This is a genomic window from Anoxybacillus sp. LAT27 (assembly GCF_022030075.1).
In the GTDB taxonomy this organism is placed as follows: domain Bacteria; phylum Bacillota; class Bacilli; order Bacillales; family Anoxybacillaceae; genus Anoxybacillus; species Anoxybacillus kestanbolensis.
The window spans coordinates 17,482-34,769 of the sequence record NZ_JAIWYK010000425.1 but is presented as its reverse complement, the minus strand read 5'-3'; the positions used below and the strand labels follow the sequence as shown (position 1 = coordinate 34,769).

15 protein-coding genes and 1 riboswitch are annotated in these 17,288 nt (G+C 41.2%); of the genes, 13 read left to right on the top strand and 2 right to left on the bottom strand.

Translation table 11 applies throughout. The features are described 5' to 3' along the window. Positions 1–194 precede the first annotated feature (194 nt). Both LD028_RS12925 and LD028_RS12920 read left to right on the top strand, forming a co-directional pair. The gene (locus LD028_RS12925; RefSeq protein ID WP_237812066.1) at positions 195–1,433 is read left to right on the top strand and encodes a DUF3238 domain-containing protein; all 1,239 of its coding nucleotides are present in this window, start codon (positions 195–197) and stop codon (positions 1,431–1,433) included. 26 nt (positions 1,434–1,459) lie between these two features. Then, on the top strand, positions 1,460–1,777 hold the full coding sequence (locus LD028_RS12920; RefSeq protein WP_219986372.1) for a hypothetical protein: 318 nt from the start codon (positions 1,460–1,462) through the stop codon (positions 1,775–1,777). A 108-nt stretch (positions 1,778–1,885) separates the two neighbouring features. Here the strand turns inward: LD028_RS12920 and LD028_RS12915 are convergent, their stop codons facing one another. Together LD028_RS12915 and ade are read right to left on the bottom strand one after the other, a co-directional pair. Continuing rightward, a complete protein-coding gene (locus tag LD028_RS12915) occupies positions 1,886–2,476 on the bottom strand; it encodes a hypothetical protein (protein ID WP_237812065.1) in 591 nt (196 codons plus the stop codon). Between the two features lie 42 nt (positions 2,477–2,518). Continuing rightward, positions 2,519–4,231, bottom strand: coding sequence for an adenine deaminase (ade, locus tag LD028_RS12910; protein WP_237812064.1), 1,713 nt, complete (start codon positions 4,229–4,231; stop codon positions 2,519–2,521). A 23-nt stretch (positions 4,232–4,254) separates the two neighbouring features. Then, positions 4,255–4,356: riboswitch (purine riboswitch) on the bottom strand. A 153-nt stretch (positions 4,357–4,509) separates the two neighbouring features. Here ade and LD028_RS12905 point away from each other — a divergent pair. The 11 genes from LD028_RS12905 (at position 4,510) to LD028_RS12855 (ending at position 17,225) form a co-directional block, all read left to right on the top strand. After that, entirely contained in the window at positions 4,510–5,964 is a 1,455-nt protein-coding gene (locus tag LD028_RS12905; protein ID WP_370642824.1) for an alanine/glycine:cation symporter family protein, read from the top strand. A 133-nt stretch (positions 5,965–6,097) separates the two neighbouring features. Further along, a complete protein-coding gene (gene gatC, locus LD028_RS12900) occupies positions 6,098–6,388 on the top strand; it encodes an Asp-tRNA(Asn)/Glu-tRNA(Gln) amidotransferase subunit GatC (RefSeq protein WP_004888803.1) in 291 nt (96 codons plus the stop codon). Between the two features lie 12 nt (positions 6,389–6,400). Beyond that, positions 6,401–7,858, top strand: coding sequence for an Asp-tRNA(Asn)/Glu-tRNA(Gln) amidotransferase subunit GatA (gene gatA / locus LD028_RS12895; protein ID WP_237812062.1), 1,458 nt, complete (start codon positions 6,401–6,403; stop codon positions 7,856–7,858). 14 nt (positions 7,859–7,872) lie between these two features. Then, positions 7,873–9,303 (top strand): Asp-tRNA(Asn)/Glu-tRNA(Gln) amidotransferase subunit GatB, encoded by a 1,431-nt coding sequence (gene gatB / locus LD028_RS12890; RefSeq protein ID WP_237812061.1) that lies wholly within the window; start codon positions 7,873–7,875, stop codon positions 9,301–9,303. Positions 9,304–9,667: 364 nt separating this feature from the next. Beyond that, positions 9,668–9,970, top strand: a complete 303-nt coding sequence (locus tag LD028_RS12885; RefSeq protein WP_003398862.1) for an ArsR/SmtB family transcription factor — start codon at positions 9,668–9,670, stop codon at positions 9,968–9,970. A gap of 81 nt (positions 9,971–10,051) precedes the next feature. After that, a complete protein-coding gene (locus LD028_RS12880; RefSeq protein ID WP_237812060.1) occupies positions 10,052–11,401 on the top strand; it encodes an aldehyde dehydrogenase in 1,350 nt (449 codons plus the stop codon). Positions 11,402–11,771: 370 nt separating this feature from the next. Beyond that, positions 11,772–12,740, top strand: a complete 969-nt coding sequence (qoxA, locus tag LD028_RS12875; RefSeq protein ID WP_370642826.1) for a cytochrome aa3 quinol oxidase subunit II — start codon at positions 11,772–11,774, stop codon at positions 12,738–12,740. After that, positions 12,730–14,706 carry a cytochrome aa3 quinol oxidase subunit I gene (gene qoxB / locus LD028_RS12870; protein WP_237812058.1) on the top strand — a complete coding sequence of 659 codons (1,977 nt, stop codon included), beginning with the start codon at positions 12,730–12,732 and terminating at the stop codon, positions 14,704–14,706. Before qoxA ends, qoxB begins: the two co-directional genes overlap by 11 nt. Continuing rightward, a complete protein-coding gene (gene qoxC, locus LD028_RS12865) occupies positions 14,696–15,301 on the top strand; it encodes a cytochrome aa3 quinol oxidase subunit III (RefSeq protein WP_237812057.1) in 606 nt (201 codons plus the stop codon). The genes qoxB and qoxC overlap by 11 nt, the downstream gene beginning before the upstream one ends. Beyond that, positions 15,302–15,601: a cytochrome aa3 quinol oxidase subunit IV gene (gene qoxD / locus LD028_RS12860; protein WP_237812056.1), complete on the top strand. Its 300-nt coding sequence runs from the start codon at positions 15,302–15,304 to the stop codon at positions 15,599–15,601. It begins immediately after the preceding gene. A gap of 115 nt (positions 15,602–15,716) precedes the next feature. Next, complete coding sequence (locus LD028_RS12855) at positions 15,717–17,225, top strand: HD-GYP domain-containing protein (RefSeq protein WP_237812055.1); 1,509 nt, start codon at positions 15,717–15,719, stop codon at positions 17,223–17,225. Positions 17,226–17,288: the final 63 nt, after the last annotated feature.

The following is a 17,288-nucleotide window of genomic DNA, read 5'->3' as shown; positions in this document are numbered from 1 at the left end:
TGTTGCGCTTCTTTACATACTACTATTGGGGCGAATAGTTACAAAAATGTTGTTCTTTATTGTTTGATTAAAAGATTTGTAAAAAAAATGTCGAACGTTTAAGACTCGAACATACTTGACAGGTTTTTTTTTTTTTTTTACAGTGGTATAAAGATGAATTATTATAAAAATATAGAAAGAGTGGTGTGTTTTTTATGAAAAAAGTTGTCTCCTTAACAATTAGTGTTGTCTTATTGTTGTTTCTTGGTACTATTACTGATAGTTCTTCAGGAGACTATATTGAGGTTTATTTAATTGAAAAATCTGAGGATAGCCTGCGTTTAACGTGGAAGCAAATTTCTAAAGCTAAAAAATATGTTTTATATGATAATAGGGGAAAAGTTTTGTATGAAGGGAATGAAAGAGAGTTTATTCATAAGAACCTAACATCGGGTGAAATGTATGAGTATGTTTTGGCTGCATTTGATAAAGATGAGCAGTTATTGACCAAGATGAATGTTATCACAAATACATTGCATCCTCTATCAAATGATAGTGTGAAAGTAGATATGTTTTTTAATGAAAGAATGATAAAAATTGATTGGTCGGATATTCCAAATGTTCAAAGTTATACGGTTTATCGTGATGGAAAGCCAATGGTTGTTGTTTCACAAAGTGAGTTTAAAGACTTTAATGTATCATTTGGTCGAGAATATATGTATATCATTGAAGGCATAGAAAAAGTAAAAAAATTCGATAAAGAAAAAGACAAAGTAGTTGAAGACGAAAAAAATCATGTCATCCTAATATCTGCAAAGCAAGTAATTGATAAGCGTAATATGCGTTTTGAGGAATTCTCCCAGTCATTTTCAACACTCGCAGTTGAACCTGTAACTTCTTACCGCAATACAACATTTATTAAGCCCGCTAAAATATCCGCACTAGATGGTTACTGCTATGGGGGAGACAATCGTGACTTTTCTGCTTCTGCTAGCACTTATCGTACTCGAGTCGATCTCTCGATTTATTGGCAAGATAGGACTTATGGATTTTCAAAATACACAAGCGATTCTATTCGCTATAATAAAAATGATAATGGCACATGTGGTTCAACGGAATTGGCAAGAAAAAATGCTGGGACATCAGGTATAACGGCTGTAAAGGAATGGATTACATCCAGTGAAGCACAATTTCAAATTTCCCATTCTGTTGGATTGCCGTTTCTCATGGATGTCCCACCGAATATTGATTACAGCTATAGTTTAAATATTCAAAAAAGTGGAGTTACTTATATCAATGGTAGTCATGACCAGTATCCTTGGCATGAAATTTATAGATCGGATAATGGGGGAACATGGAAAACTCTGTATCAATTTAATCCTGATGCTGCAGGTACAAATGTCAATTATTTATTTCCTTCGTACCCCAATAAGAAAATCGCAGTGAGTAAGTAATTTTATATTAAAAGGGGATAGTATAAGTGAAAAAATTTTTAATAGGAGTTTTGTTGTCGTTTGTCATGTTTGCCCTTTCGCTCTCATTATTTAGCGGTTTTTCTTTCTTTATTGCCATTTTTCCAATTGCAGTACTAGCTGTTCCGTTTATATGTGCGGTAACAGAGGCGCTCATTTTTTTTATCGATGAAAAATGGGGATTTAAATGGGATGGGGCTGTTGTTTTAGGGATCGCAACGATTACGTCGCTTCCTTTTTATCCTTCTTGTGTTTTTGTAGCTTCAATTTATATAGGAGCATTGGGATATTATGTGGGGAGAAGACTATGTGCTCGATTACATTAGAGGCAATGTAGGTGTGTTGGGGATTATTTAATTCATTTCTGCAAGCGATGTTACCTTTAGATGAGAGAAGTATATAAATCGAATTTCATAGAGAGGGAAATGCCCTCTCTATGAAAACAACCGATTTCTCATTTTGAAAAGTTCGCGTTCTGTCATCGTTGTTTTATGAACGGTGAAATCAACGTCAAGTTGGAGGTTGTTGAGACGTTCGTTGAATTGTTCGTAGTGGGAGTCCATTTTTTCGTTTAGTGCGTGGATTTCTTGCTTCATTGCTGTCATTTCACCGCGCATATGATGGACATCCATTGTTAAAGCTTCAAGCTTTGCGTCCGTTTCGTCTTGACGATGGAGAAGAGCGTTCATAAGATCGTAAAGCTCCTTTTGTCCATTTTTTAATGCTTGTTGCTCTTCGCGAATGAGTTGCTGCTCTTTGCGGAATGCATTCATTTCCTCCCGCAACGAGTTTATTTCTTCGCGGAATGTTTTCTGCTCTTCGCGAATAGCCATTTGTTCCTCACGAATAGCCATTTGTTCCTTACGAATAGCTTGTTGTTCTTCACGAATGGCTCGCTGTTCTTCGCGAATGGCTTTTTGCTCTTCACGAATGTCCTGCAACTCTTTTTGGATGTCTGTGACGACGAGTAAAATTTTCTCCAATAATTGCTCGCTCATCTTCTCACCTCCTTTGCACACAACCATATTATAACATCATTCGACAAAAAAGAGGGATAAAAAATCCCTCTATGCTTCCACGTCTATAAATTGAAACGATGAAACGTCAAATAAACCTTGATCGGTTAGTTTCAGTTCTGGAATGACTGGCAACGCTAAAAAGGCGAGCGTAATAAATGGATTGAATTCGTCTGATGCTCCAATCGTTATTAAAGCATCGTGTATCTTTTGCAGTCGTTCTAATACGTCTTCAAACCTTTTCGCTGTCATGAGACCGCTGATTTCAAGCGGCAAGTCTGCCAACACGCGTCCGCTTTCGACAACAGCAAGTCCACCGTTTATGTGTTTTATATGTTCAATTGAAACGATGATGTCGTTATCGTTCATACCAGTGGCGATGATGTTATGTGAATCATGAGCAATCGATGACGCAATCGCCCCTTTTTTCAGTTGAAAGCCGTTGACGATACCAACACCAACGCCAAGACCGCGATGACGTTCCACAACAACAAGCTTCAGCAAATCTCGCTCGATCGACGGTTGAAAGACGCCATTTTCGACATCCACTTCTGTGATGAGCCGTTTCGTATGCAAATGATTTGGGATAATTTGAATGACATTTGCGCAATTTCCGCTTGTAAATGGAATTTGTACATCTTCTTTTGTTACCTTTTTAGTGTGAACCGATTGTGCAATCGTTTGATCGATAGCAGTTGCTTTCGTTACGGAAAAGATAGCCCGTCCGTTTTCTGCAACGAGTACCCCTTTTTTATAGACGTGCGTAATGGAAAACGACTGTAAATCTTCCACGAGCAAAAAGTCGGCATCATACCCAGGAGCGATCGCGCCTTTCGTATATAGGCGATAACATTCTGCCGCATTTAATGTCGCCATTTGAATAGCTGTCAGTGGATTCATGCCTGCTTGAATCGCTAGACGAATATGATGATCGATACTTCCTTCCGTGACAAGCTCATCAATATGTTTATCATCTGTGCAAAATAAAAAGCGGCGCGCGTTATACGTATTGACAGCTGGAAGCAGTTTATGCAAATCCTTTGCAACCGACCCTTCGCGAATTAAAACGTACATGCCGCGTTGAACGCGAGCGAGCGCCTCATGGACTTCGACACATTCATGGTCAGTATGGACATTGGCGCTTCGGTATATGTTCACAGCTGTTTCATCCAGTCCAGCTAGATGACCGTCGATTAGTTTATTTGCTTCCATCGCAGCGGCTAGTTTCGCAAGCATAGGTTGCTTTCCTTCTAGAAGTGAAGGATAATCCATCACTTCCGCAAGCCCAAGCACGCGCGGATGGGAGAAAAACGGTGTTAACTGTTCAGCGTGCAATGTCGCGCCAGCATGTTCAAAATCGGTGGCGGGTACGCATGATGGCAACATGACATATACATCAAGCGGAATGTGGTCGGAATCGTTTAGCATAAATTCAATGCCTTTTGTTCCAGCGACATTCGCAATTTCGTGCGGATCAGTAATGACGGTAGTGACGCCGTGTGGAACGACGACGCGAGCAAACTCGCTTGGGGTAACCATTGACGATTCGATATGAACGTGGCCGTCAATGAGCCCAGGACATACGTATTTCCCTTTGGCGTCAATGATGGTTTGCCCGTCATATTCTCCGATGCCGACGATTTTTCCATCAGCAATCGCAATGTCTCCTTCGATGATATCGTGGGTAAAAACATTGACGATTTTTCCGTTTTTCACAACAACATCAGCGATTTGTCTTTTGGAAGCTACTGCAAGTTGTTTCATAGATGTTCCTCCTCTTCAACTCGATACGAGGAGCGATCCCCCGTAGTCAAACGATTTACGGTCGTTTGGTAGAAACTTTCGGACCATATTTCCGAAATTATACGAGTTGTGTTTTGAAAATTTTTTTCATTCTACAATGTCCTTTGTTCTTTCGTCAATAGTTGATTGATGTCGAATAAACGATAAAAAATGATATTGTTTCGTGAAAAGATTTTATTATATAATTCTAATAAGTTTGAAAAGTAAAATATTTTTATTTCAGAAAGGAGATGAATGTTGTGGAGAATATTGTCGGATTTTTAAACGAATTATTATGGAGTCCTGTCATGATTTACTTTTGTCTTGGTGTTGGTCTTTTATTTTCGATTGTTACTCGCTTTTTACAAGTGCGCCATTTTAAAAACATGATTAAACTCATGTTTCAAGGGAAAAGCTCTGATGCTGGCGTTTCTTCTTTCCAAGCGCTATCGATTGCTCTCTCAGGTCGAGTAGGAACAGGGAATATCGCCGGCACAGCAACTGCCATTGCTTTTGGTGGACCTGGTGCTGTGTTTTGGATGTGGATGATCGCGTTTATTGGTGCATCAAGTGCATTTATTGAGTCAACATTAGCACAAATCTACAAAGTAAAGCAAGACGGACAATATCGCGGCGGTCCTGCGTATTACATTGAGAAAGGGATCGGCTGGAAGTGGTATGCAGTACTATTTGCGATTTCGTCAATTATTGCAGTTGGATTGTTAATGCCAGGCATTCAGTCGAACTCTATTGCGACCGGTTTAAACAACGCTTTTGGTTTAAGCCCGACATTAACAGGTATTTTGCTTGTTGCGTTGCTTGGGGCTATTATTTTCGGGGGAGTAAAACGCATCGCAACTGTAGCGCAATATGTCGTTCCTTTTATGGCACTTGCTTACATCTTACTCGCGCTCGTCATTATGGTATTAAATATTACACAGTTGCCAGCTGTATTTGCTTTGATCATAAAAAGTGCGTTAGGATTTGACTCCGCATTCGGTGGCATTTTAGGTATGGCGATTTCATGGGGAGTAAAGCGTGGCATCTATTCAAATGAAGCTGGGCAAGGAACAGGAGCACATGCTGCAGCAGCTGCTGAAGTATCCCATCCAGCGAAACAAGGGCTCGTTCAAGCGTTTTCTGTATATATTGATACACTGCTCGTTTGTTCAGCAACAGCGTTTATGATTTTATTTACGGGAATGTACAATACAGTTGGTGCGGATGGTGCATTTATTGTCGAAAATTTAAAAGGGGTAAACCCTGGCCCTGGTTATACACAAGCAGCGATTGAAACAGTTTTCCCAGGATTTGGTGCAGCGTTTGTCGCTATTGCGTTATTTTTCTTCGCGTTTACAACGATCATGGCGTATTACTACATTGCTGAGACGAATGTTGCTTATTTAATGCGTGGAAAAAATGGCACATGGTTGATGACAGGCTTAAAAATCATGCTTTTAATCGCAACGTTTTACGGGGCTGTCAAAACAGCAGACTTAGCATGGGCGCTCGGCGATGTCGGTCTTGGTATCATGGTTTGGCTAAACTTAATTGCTATTTTAATTTTGGCAAAACCAGCATTACAAACGTTAAAAGATTATGAAGAACAAAAACAACAAGGGCTTGATCCTGTATTTGATCCAATAAAGCTCGGTATTAAAAACGCAGATTATTGGGTGCATGATTTTAAACGAGATGAAGAGCGCGTGTCATAACGATAACGAGATGTCCAATGGGGCATCTCGTTTTTTTGTTCATCTAAAATGAATGGCAAATGTTGCTTCACTGCGCGAAAGTTTGGTATCATCATAGTATTGTGGAAGGTCGACAATATCGGAGGTGAAACATATGTCACGAATTTCAATCGAACAAGTAAAACACGTCGCGCATTTAGCACGTTTAGCGATTACAGAGGAAGAAGCAACAATGTTTGCGAAACAATTAGACGCCATTATTACGTTTGCGGAGCAGTTAAATGAGCTGGATACAGAAAACGTTCCGCCAACGTCGCACGTGTTAAATATGAAAAACGTCATGCGTGAAGATGTACCGACAGCTGGTCTTCCGCTAGAAGACGTATTGAAAAATGCACCAGACCATCAAGACGGACAATTCCGAGTGCCAGCTATTTTAGAGTAAGGAGGGAAGAACATGTCATTGTTTGATTATCGTGTATCTGAACTGCACAATTTATTACATAAAAAAGAAATTTCCGTTTCGGATTTAGTAGATGAATCGTTTAAACGGATTGCCGAAGTAGAAGAAAAAGTACAAGCGTTTTTAACGTTAAACGAAGAACAAGCTCGCATGAAGGCAAAAGAGCTAGATGAAAAATTGGGAACAGAAAAGGAATTTGGTTTACTTTTCGGAATGCCGATCGGTATTAAAGATAACATTGTTACAAAAGGGCTTCGCACGACATGTGCAAGCAAAATTTTATACAACTTCGACCCGATTTACGATGCAACAGTTGTTGAGCGTCTCAATGAAGCTGATGCAGTAACGATCGGTAAATTAAATATGGACGAGTTTGCGATGGGGTCGTCGACGGAGAACTCGGGCTTTCAACTCACACGCAATCCGTGGGATCTAGAGCGTGTACCAGGCGGTTCTAGCGGCGGTTCAGCAGCGGCAGTGGCAGCAGGGGAAGTACCGTTTGCGCTCGGATCAGATACAGGTGGTTCGATTCGTCAACCAGCTGCGTTTTGCGGGGTTGTTGGGTTAAAACCGACGTATGGTCGTGTCTCGCGCTATGGGCTTGTTGCGTTTGCGTCTTCGCTTGACCAAATCGGCCCAATTACACGTACGGTAGAAGATAACGCATATGTATTACAAGCCATCTCTGGTTTAGATCCAATGGACTCTACTTCTGCTAACGTTGATGTACCGGACTACGTTTCTGCTTTAACAGGCGATATACAAGGGCTAAAAATTGCCGTGCCGAAAGAATATTTAGGCGAGGGTGTATCAGAAGAAGTGCGCCAGTCGGTGCTCGATGCCCTAAAAGTATTAGAAGGCTTAGGGGCAACGTGGGAAGAAGTATCGCTTCCTCACTCCAAATACGCCCTTGCGACGTACTATTTATTAGCGTCTTCAGAAGCATCGGCCAACCTTGCCCGTTTTGACGGTGTTCGCTACGGGTATCGCACAGATAATGCGAAAAACTTAATGGAGATGTACAAGCAAACGCGCAGCGAAGGATTCGGCAACGAAGTGAAGCGCCGCATTATGCTCGGAACGTTTGCGTTAAGCTCGGGCTACTATGATGCGTATTACAAAAAAGCGCAAAAAGTACGGACGCTCATTAAACAAGACTTTGAAAACGTTTTTGAAAAATATGATGTGATTATCGGACCGACGACGCCGACACCAGCGTTTAAAATCGGTGAAAAAACAAGCGATCCGTTAACGATGTACGCCAACGACATTTTAACGATTCCTGTCAATCTTGCTGGTGTGCCAGGTATTTCGATTCCGTGCGGATTTGTCAATGGCTTACCTGTAGGGCTTCAAATTATCGGGAAACATTTTGACGAAAGCACAATTTATCGCGTCGCCCATGCGTTCGAACAAGCAACCGACTATCATAAACAAAAACCAACGTTGTAAGGGGGGAATGAGTGATGAATTTTGAAATTGTCATCGGACTTGAAGTGCACGTCGAGCTGAAAACGAAATCGAAAATTTTCTCGAGCAGTCCAAACGCATTCGGAGCGCCCCCAAATACGCAAACGAGCGTCATTGACTTAGGGTACCCAGGCGTTCTTCCGGTGTTAAATAAGCAAGCGGTCGAATATGCGATGAAAGCGGCGATGGCGTTAAACTGCGAAATCGCCACAGAAACGAAATTTGACCGGAAAAACTATTTTTATCCGGACAACCCGAAAGCGTACCAAATTTCACAATACGACCAACCGATTGGACAAAATGGTTGGATCGAAATTGAAGTGAACGGCAAAAAGAAAAAAATCGGCATTACGCGCATTCATTTAGAAGAAGATGCCGGAAAGCTGACGCATACAGGGGATGGCTATTCGCTAGTTGACTTTAACCGTCAAGGCACGCCGCTTATTGAAATCGTATCTGAGCCAGATATTCGCTCACCGGAAGAAGCGTATGCGTATTTAGAAAAATTAAAATCAATCATTCAATATACAGGCGTATCCGATTGCAAAATGGAAGAAGGTTCGCTTCGTTGTGATGCGAACATCTCCCTTCGCCCAATCGGTTCAGACAAGTTCGGTACGAAAACGGAATTGAAAAACTTAAACTCATTTAACTTCGTCCGTCAAGGATTGGAATATGAAGCAAAACGCCAAGAGAAAATTTTGTTGTCTGGCGGTGTGATCCAGCAAGAAACGCGCCGTTTCGATGAAGCGACGAAAACAACGATTTTAATGCGTACAAAAGAAGGTTCGGAAGACTATCGCTACTTCCCGGAACCAGATTTAGTGATGCTTTATATTGATGAGGAATGGAAAGAGCGCGTACGCGCGTCGATTCCAGAGCTTCCAGATGCACGGAAAAAACGGTACATTGAGGAACTCGGTTTGCCAGAGTATGATGCGAAAGTGTTAACACTCACAAAAGAAATGGCGGATTTCTTTGAAGCAACGGTTGCAAATGGAGCGGATCCGAAGCTTGCATCGAACTGGCTGATGGTTGAAGTATCTGCTTATTTAAACGCAGAACAAAAAGAACTGCACGACATCGCGTTAACGCCAGAAAGTCTTGCAGGCATGATTAAACTTATTCAAAACGGTACAATTTCGTCAAAAATTGCGAAGAAAATCTTTAAAGAACTTGTGGAAAAAGGCGGCGATCCGGAACAAATCGTCAAACAACAAGGGCTTGTGCAAATTTCTGACGAAGCAACGTTGCGCAAAATCGTATTGGAAGTGCTCGATGCGAATCCGCAATCGATCGAAGACTTTAAAAACGGAAAAGACCGTGCGATCGGCTTCTTAGTCGGTCAAATTATGAAAGCAACAAAAGGACAAGCAAACCCACCGCTTGTGAACAAGCTGTTGCTTGAAGAGATCAATAAACGATAAGGATAAAGCGGCATTGCCCTCGGACAATGTCGCTTTTCTTACAGATGAACAAGCTTTTGCAAGATGCTTTCTACTTTAAATACACGGTTGTTTAATACTTGGATGCTCGCTTTCTAAACGATGTTTTGTTGGAAGATGGCTGATGAATTGATAGAAGAAATAAGTATTGATTGAAGCCGATGACGGTTATGCTCTATGATTTCACAGCTAGTAAAACAAGAAATATCGCAGCGAAAAAACAAGAGACCAAAAGGTGCTTTTGGAACGGTTAAAGAGATAGTGAAGAGTTGACAAACAGATAAAAAGAGGATACGATAATATTATTAAATGTTTAAACTTTTAAACAAAAGAAAGGAAGAGAGAAATGGGACAAAAAGCGATCGAGGTGTTTCGATCGTGTATACCGTTATTTCAGGCATTAAGCGATCCTCACCGCCAAGATATTGTATTGTTGCTTGCAGAACACGATAAGCTGACAGTCAATGAAATTACAGAACGGTCAAGTTTATCTCGTCCAGCGATTTCACATCATTTAAAGATTTTGCGGGATCAAGGACTAGTGTCAGTAGAACAAAAAGGGACATTGCGATACTATGTATTATCTATCGAAAAAGCTGTTGAATTATTGAAAGATTTAATTCATGCTGTCGAGAAGGAGTGCCTTTAGATATGCTAAAGGCCAACTTTTTTAATTTTTATGTTTAAGTTTTTAAACACTTGAAAACGAGGTGTGATAAGGGGGAGAAACATGGAGCAGCTACTTCAAAAACAAAAGCATTATTTTCAAACAGGTGAAACACTTTCTCTTGAGTTTCGCTTAAAGCAATTAATACGATTAAAAGAAGCAATACAAAAATATGAACAGATAATTATAGATACGTTAAAAAAAGAGTTGCATAAATCGCCATTTGAAGCATATACGACAGAAATCGGGATTGTGTATGAAGAAATCCATTTTATCACGAAGCGGCTTGCTCGATGGATGAAGCGAAAGCGCGTGCCGACGCCGTTGACGCACTTTGGCTCCAAAAGCTACATATATCCAGAGCCATACGGTGTCAGTTTAATTATCGCGCCGTGGAACTATCCGTTTCAGCTTGCGATTAGCCCACTTATCGGGGCGATTGCGGCAGGAAATTGTGCGATCGTGAAGCCGTCTGAATATACGCCAGCGATGTCCGCATTATTGAAAACGATCGTTTCAGAAGCGTTTCCAGAGGAGTATGTTGCGGTTGTAGAGGGAGGAGTAGATGTTGGCCAGCAACTATTAAATTTGCGCTTTGATCATATTTTTTTCACTGGAAGCGTGCCGGTCGGAAAAATCGTTATGGAAGCTGCGGCAAAGCATTTGACGCCTGTTACACTTGAACTTGGTGGGAAAAGTCCAGCGATTGTCGATGCTTCTGCCCATATCGACTTGGCTGCGAAGCGGATCGTATGGGGGAAGTTTTTAAACGTGGGACAAACGTGTATTGCCCCGGATTATGTGTTCGTGCATGCGTCTGTTAAATCGTTGTTTATTGAGCGAATGAAGCGTTATATAGAGCAGTTATACGGTCATAAAGATACGTATAGTCGTATTGTTACTGTTCGTCATACAGAACGGCTCGTTCGTTTTTTATCCAGCGGCACAGTTGTACACGGTGGAACATACGATATCGAGCAACGTTGGATTGAACCGACGTTATTAGATGATGTCACGTGGGATGATGAGATCATGCAAGAAGAAATTTTTGGTCCTATCTTACCTATTCTCACGTTTCAGACGGTGGATGAAGCGATTCAAATGATCAATAATTACGAAAAACCGCTTGCGCTTTACTTGTTTTCAGAAGATCGCAATGTACAACGACAAGTATTGCAACAAGTTCGTTTCGGGGGCGGTTGCATTAACGATACGATCATGCATATCGCTAACCCCCATTTGCCGTTTGGTGGCGTCGGACAAAGCGGCATCGGTGCATATCATGGAAAAGCAAGCTTTGATGCGTTTACTCATTACAAAAGCGTGCTCAAACAGACGACGAAATTTGATATCCCGTTGCGGTACCCAAACTTTCCAAATGCGCTCAAGTGGGTGCGGAAGCTGTTGAGATGAAAAAGTGTTTTTCATGGGTATTTTTTGTTTTTGGAAATAAATTTGAACAAATTTCGAAAAAAATTTAACGAAAATGTGACAAAATTTCAAACGGACAACCTATTTCTTCTTGTATTTCTATTTATTATATAAAAGATAGCGCTTTTCTCGCATGATTTTTGATGTCGAGAAAAGTGTTTTTCTTTTTGTCAATCATTTTGCTTTTTGTTTCCCCCTCAATGCAGTTTCTTCCTTCCTTTTTTCGTCACAATTATTTTTACAATACATGTTAAAATCATTTCAATAGTGTTAATACTACAAAGTTATTTAAATTCGTTCGTTTTGTATTTGTTTCTTTGTTCAATGAATCACAATTTTGTTGAGGTGAAAAATGATGAAGCGCTTGTTTTCCTTACTGGTAGTCGGATTGCTTCCGCTTCTTGCAGGCTGTGAGATGGTTGTGTTTCAACCGCAAGGACCAGCGGCACGAAGCATTACGGAGTTGATTAACTGGTCGATTTGGTGGATGCTTCTCGTTGTTGTCGTTGTATTTGCCTTGTTCGCTTACATTGTATGGAAATATCGGGATCGCCCTGAACGACAAGGGGAGGAGCCGCCTGAAGAGCACGGAAGTACGGTACTTGAAATCGTATGGACGGTCATTCCGATTTTGATCGTTATTGCGCTAACGATTCCGACAATGAGAACGTTATACGATTTAGAAAAACCACCGAAAGGGTACGAAGATCAAAAGCCGCTCGTCATTCATGTCACGTCAGCGGATTGGAAATGGATTTTTAGCTACCCGGAACAAAATATTGAAACAGTCAACTACGTCAACATCCCAGCAGGTCGCCTTGTGCTATTTAAAATGACTTCCGCATCGACGATGCAATCGTTTTGGGTACCGGCATTAGCTGGACAAAAATATACGATGAACAAAATGGAAACGGAATTATACGTCGTCGCAGATCGTCCGGGATCGTATGAAGGGAGAAATACGAACTTTAATGGACGTGGGTATGCGCATATGCAATTTGAAGTGTTAGCGCAAACGCCAAAAGAGTTTGACAAATGGGTACAAGAAGTAAAACAAACGGCACCGAAATTAACGAAAGAAAAATATGAAGAGCTGTTATTGCCAACCCATTTAGGACGATTGACGTTTGTTGATACACATTTACAATGGGTAAACCATGCCGATTCGCATTCAAAGACGTACACAAATCCAGAATTATATCGTGGGCATGGATACCAAGGGAAAATTTTTGACGAAAATGATCGACATACATCAAATGTGACAGATGATGAGCAACAAGCTTCTGAAAGCCATAGCGGAGGTGAACATCATGGGCATTAAGTGGAATGAAATATTTGTTGGGGGAGACCCGCTTCTTGTCGGTTCACAAATTGCGATTGTACTGACTGTCGTTGCGATCGTTGTTGGATTAACGTACTTTAAAAAATGGGGTTGGTTATGGCGTGAATGGTTAACGACCGTCGACCATAAAAAGATCGGGATTATGTACATTTTATCTGGTGTATTGATGTTTTTCCGTGGTGGCATAGACGGGTTGTTGATGAAGGCGCAAACGGCCCGGCCAGAAATGAACTTTTTAGATGCACAACATTACAACGAAATTTTCACAACACATGGCGTGATTATGATTTTGTTTATGGCGATGCCGTTTTTGATCGGTTTAATGAACGTCGTCGTTCCGTTGCAAATCGGTGCGCGCGATGTGGCGTTTCCACAATTGAACGCACTTAGCTTTTGGTTGTTTTTTAGCGGGGCGATGTTATTTAACATTTCGTTCGTTGTTGGAGGGTCACCAGATGCAGGATGGACATCATACTTCCCACTTGCAGGAAAAGAATTTAGCCCAGGCATCGGGAATAACTACTATGCGATTGCATTACAAATTGCAGGTCTTGGGACGTTAATGACTGGTATTAATTTTATCGTCACGATTTTAAAAATGCGTGCACCGGGTATGACGTTAATGAAAATGCCGATGTTTACATGGACAACACTCATTACGTCAATCATTATTGTCGCGGCGTTCCCGATTTTTACAGTTGCCTTAGCATTAATGACGTTTGACCGCTTGTATGGAACACATTTCTTTACACTTTCTTCAGGCGGAAGCGATATGCTTTGGGCAAACTTGTTCTGGCTTTGGGGTCATCCAGAAGTATATATTGTTATTTTACCTGCTTTTGGTATTTTTTCTGAAGTCATTGCGACATTTTCACGAAAAACGTTGTACGGATATACGTCGATGGTCATTTCGATCGTTGGCATTGCGTTTTTAAGTATGATCGTATGGGTGCACCATTTTTACACAATGGATGCAGGTCCAGCAGTAAACTCGTTTTTCTCGATTACAACGATGTTAATTGCTGTTCCAACCGGAGTGAAAATTTTCAACTGGCTATTTACGATGCGAAAAGGACGCATTCAATTTACAACAGCGATGTTATGGGCGCTCGCTTTCGTGCCTAACTTCGTCATCGGTGGCGTGACGGGGGTCATGCTGGCGATGGCAGCCGCAGACTATCAGTATCACAACACGCTATTTTTAGTCGCACACTTCCATTACGTGTTAATTCCAGGTGTCGTGTTTGCGGTGTTTGCAGGATTGTATTATTGGTGGCCAAAAATGTTTGGTTTTATGTTAAACGAGAAACTTGGAAAATATCATTTCTGGTTGTTTACGATCGGATTTAACGTCACATTTATGCCGATGTTTTTCCTTGGTTTAAAAGGAGCGGTTCGTCGTGCGTATACGTATTCAGCAGAATCAGGTTTTGCGCCGCTATTTCTCGTTTCTGCGATCGGTTCGATCATTTTAGCGATCGGCTTTGCGGTATTTTGTTATAACATTTATTGGAGCTTCCGTTATGCGAAGCGCAATGTATCCCACGATCCATGGGATGCGCGCACGCTTGAATGGATGACAGCATCTCCAGTCCAGTTTTATAACTTTGCGGTCGTTCCAGAAGTGAAACAATTAGATGCGTTTTGGCATATGAAAAAACGTGGCGAAACGCTCACATTAAAAGCAAGCGACATTAAAAAGATTCATATGCCGAGCAACTCAGGCTTACCGTTTTATATGGCGGTTGTGTTTGGGATTACAGGTTTCTTCCTCGTCTTTGAAGCGCATATCGCGGCAGCTGTTGCGGCAATTGGGATTGTTGTTGGGCTTATTATCCGTTCGTTTGATTATAATGACGGTTATTATGTAAGCGTCGATGAAATTAAACAAACAGAGCGGACGTGGAGAAACGTAGAAGGGGGGACGGAAAACCATGTCGGCTAACGTCAATCATTCTCTTCCACTAGAATATCAGACGGAACAAAACCGATTAAATATTTTAGGTTTTTGGGTTTTTCTTGGGGCAGAAATTGTGCTGTTTGCGACGTTGTTTGCTGTTTATGGGGTGTTAGGTCACCGCTATGCCGGTGGCCCAATGCCGAGCGACATTTTTAAGCTGAACGATGTGCTTATTGAAACGTTGTTGTTGTTGACGAGTAGCTTCACGTGTGGATTAGCTGTCTTTTTCATGCGACAACGCGATATGAAAAAACTGCTCGTATGGTTTATTATCACCCTTTTGTTAGGGGCAGGCTTTTTGTTTATGGAAATTCGTGAGTTTATTCATTACGTGCATGAAGGGGCGACGATGCAAACGAGCGCGTTTTTGTCGAGCTTTTTCGTATTGCTTGGCACGCACGGAGCGCACGTGACGTTTGGGATCATTTGGGCAGTAATGCTTATTATTCAGCTTCTTCAGCGAGGATTGACGCCAGTTACCGCAAGAAAAATGTTTATCATTAGTTTATATTGGCATTTCCTTGATGTTGTTTGGATTTTCATTTTTACGTTCGTTTATTTAAAAGGGATGGTGGGGTAAATGGAACATAAAAGCAAATATCCCGTTAGCCACGTTGTCGGATTTTTATTTTCGCTTATTTTAACGTTTGTTGCGGTATTTGTCGCGTTGAAAATGAACGTATCGTATACGATTGTGATGTGGATTATCGGTTCACTTGCGGTGATTCAAGCCGGTCTTCAGCTATTTATGTTCATGCACGTAACAGAAGGAGAGGACGGAAAAACAAACGTCATTAATATGGCTTATGCGGCGTTTGTTGCGATTGTCATTGTCGCAGGTTCGATTTGGGTGTTAACATCGGGGCATGCCGCGCATTAAAACAACTGGTTATACGCCAGTTGTTTTTTTGTTTTTACATTTGTATATACATGTCCACCTCCCGCATTTTCATCATTCCTGTTATAATGAAAAGGAATAGGGAGGAGGGACGGGTGTGCGTGTATATGAAGAAACGTTAAAAAAGTTGTTTATAAATTACACCATCGGATCCGTTTTAGCCGTTGTTGGCGTTGGCAGTACGCTGATGGTGATGGCGCTAAACATTCGGCAAGTGGATTTGTTGATGTTGTTGCTTATTCAATTTTTCTCTTTTTGTATTATGTTATTTATCGAATATCGTGCCTTTCAAAAAGATATTCATCCCATTCGTCGCATTTTTTACGAAACAAACGTTACGGAAGAACAATTTTATTGGGCGCTTGTCCAAGCGAAGCGCTTCCCGCTGTTGACGGTCAGACGCATCGCCCTGCCACATTTTTTGGGGCTTTCGGTTCCAGCTGTTGCATTAACGCTTTCACTTATTTTTATCGACGTGTTGCGTATTCCATATATGTACGTCGCATATGCATTGTTTGGCGCGTTGTTGATCGCCATGCTTCATGCGATGATTGAGTTTTTTTTAACATTACGCACGATGCGTCCGCTTATTCGCGATATGATGCAAATCGGGAGAATGCATGGGTTTCATGAAGCAATTCGGGCGACAAACGTTGTGTATGTACCGATGAAAATAAAAATAGGACTGAGCGTATTATTTATTGGCATTTTCCCGGTGTTATTATTTGTGTTAGCGACAGAAGTGAAATTGTTTGCGGAGGGGCAAAATACGTTTTCAGGCTATTGGACGTGGACGATTGTTGTATTAGTTATTTCCATTATATTTTCTTTATTTACGGCTCGCGTCTTGTCTGAAGATGTGGAGCGAAGCATTGAAGATTTGCTTCAATCTATGAATCGCGTGCAAAGAAAAGAGTATGAACTGATGTGTGATAACGTATATATTGATGAATTTTCTGAGCTTACAAATGGCTTCAACCATATGGTCGATGCGATTGTTGAACGGGATGAAAAAAATAAAAAATTGTTAAATAGTTTTATTTCGGTTATGACGACGGCGCTTGATGCTCGCGATGAATATACAGCTGGCCATTCGCAACGCGTTGCGGTATATGCTGTGGAAATTGGTAAAAGGCTAGGAATGACAAATGAACAACTTGCGCGTTTATATCGTTCTGCGATTTTGCATGATATCGGCAAAATCGGTATCCCTGATCACATTTTATTGAAAGACGGAAAATTAACAGATGAAGAATTTGCGTGGATTAAAAAACATCCGATACTCGGTGAAAACATTATTCGCCAAGTACAGCCAATTGAGGAAGTGCAAGATTTGCTTCCAGGCATTCGGTCACATCATGAGCGGATCGATGGAAAAGGGTATCCAGATGGGCTGAAAGGAGAAGATATTCCATTATTCGGGCGAATTATTGCGGTTGCCGATGCGTTTGATGCGATGACATCAGACCGCCCATATCGAAAAGGAATGCACGTAGAAAAAGCAGTTTCGATTTTGTTAGAAGGTCGCGGGACACAATGGGATGCCAAAATGGTCGACTGTTTTATCGCTTTTTTGCAAGAAAGAGAACAAGAAAAAGTGAGCTAGATGCCGACACGACGGCATCTATTTTTCTTTTTAGGTGATATACTAAAAGAAAAAGGATGTGAG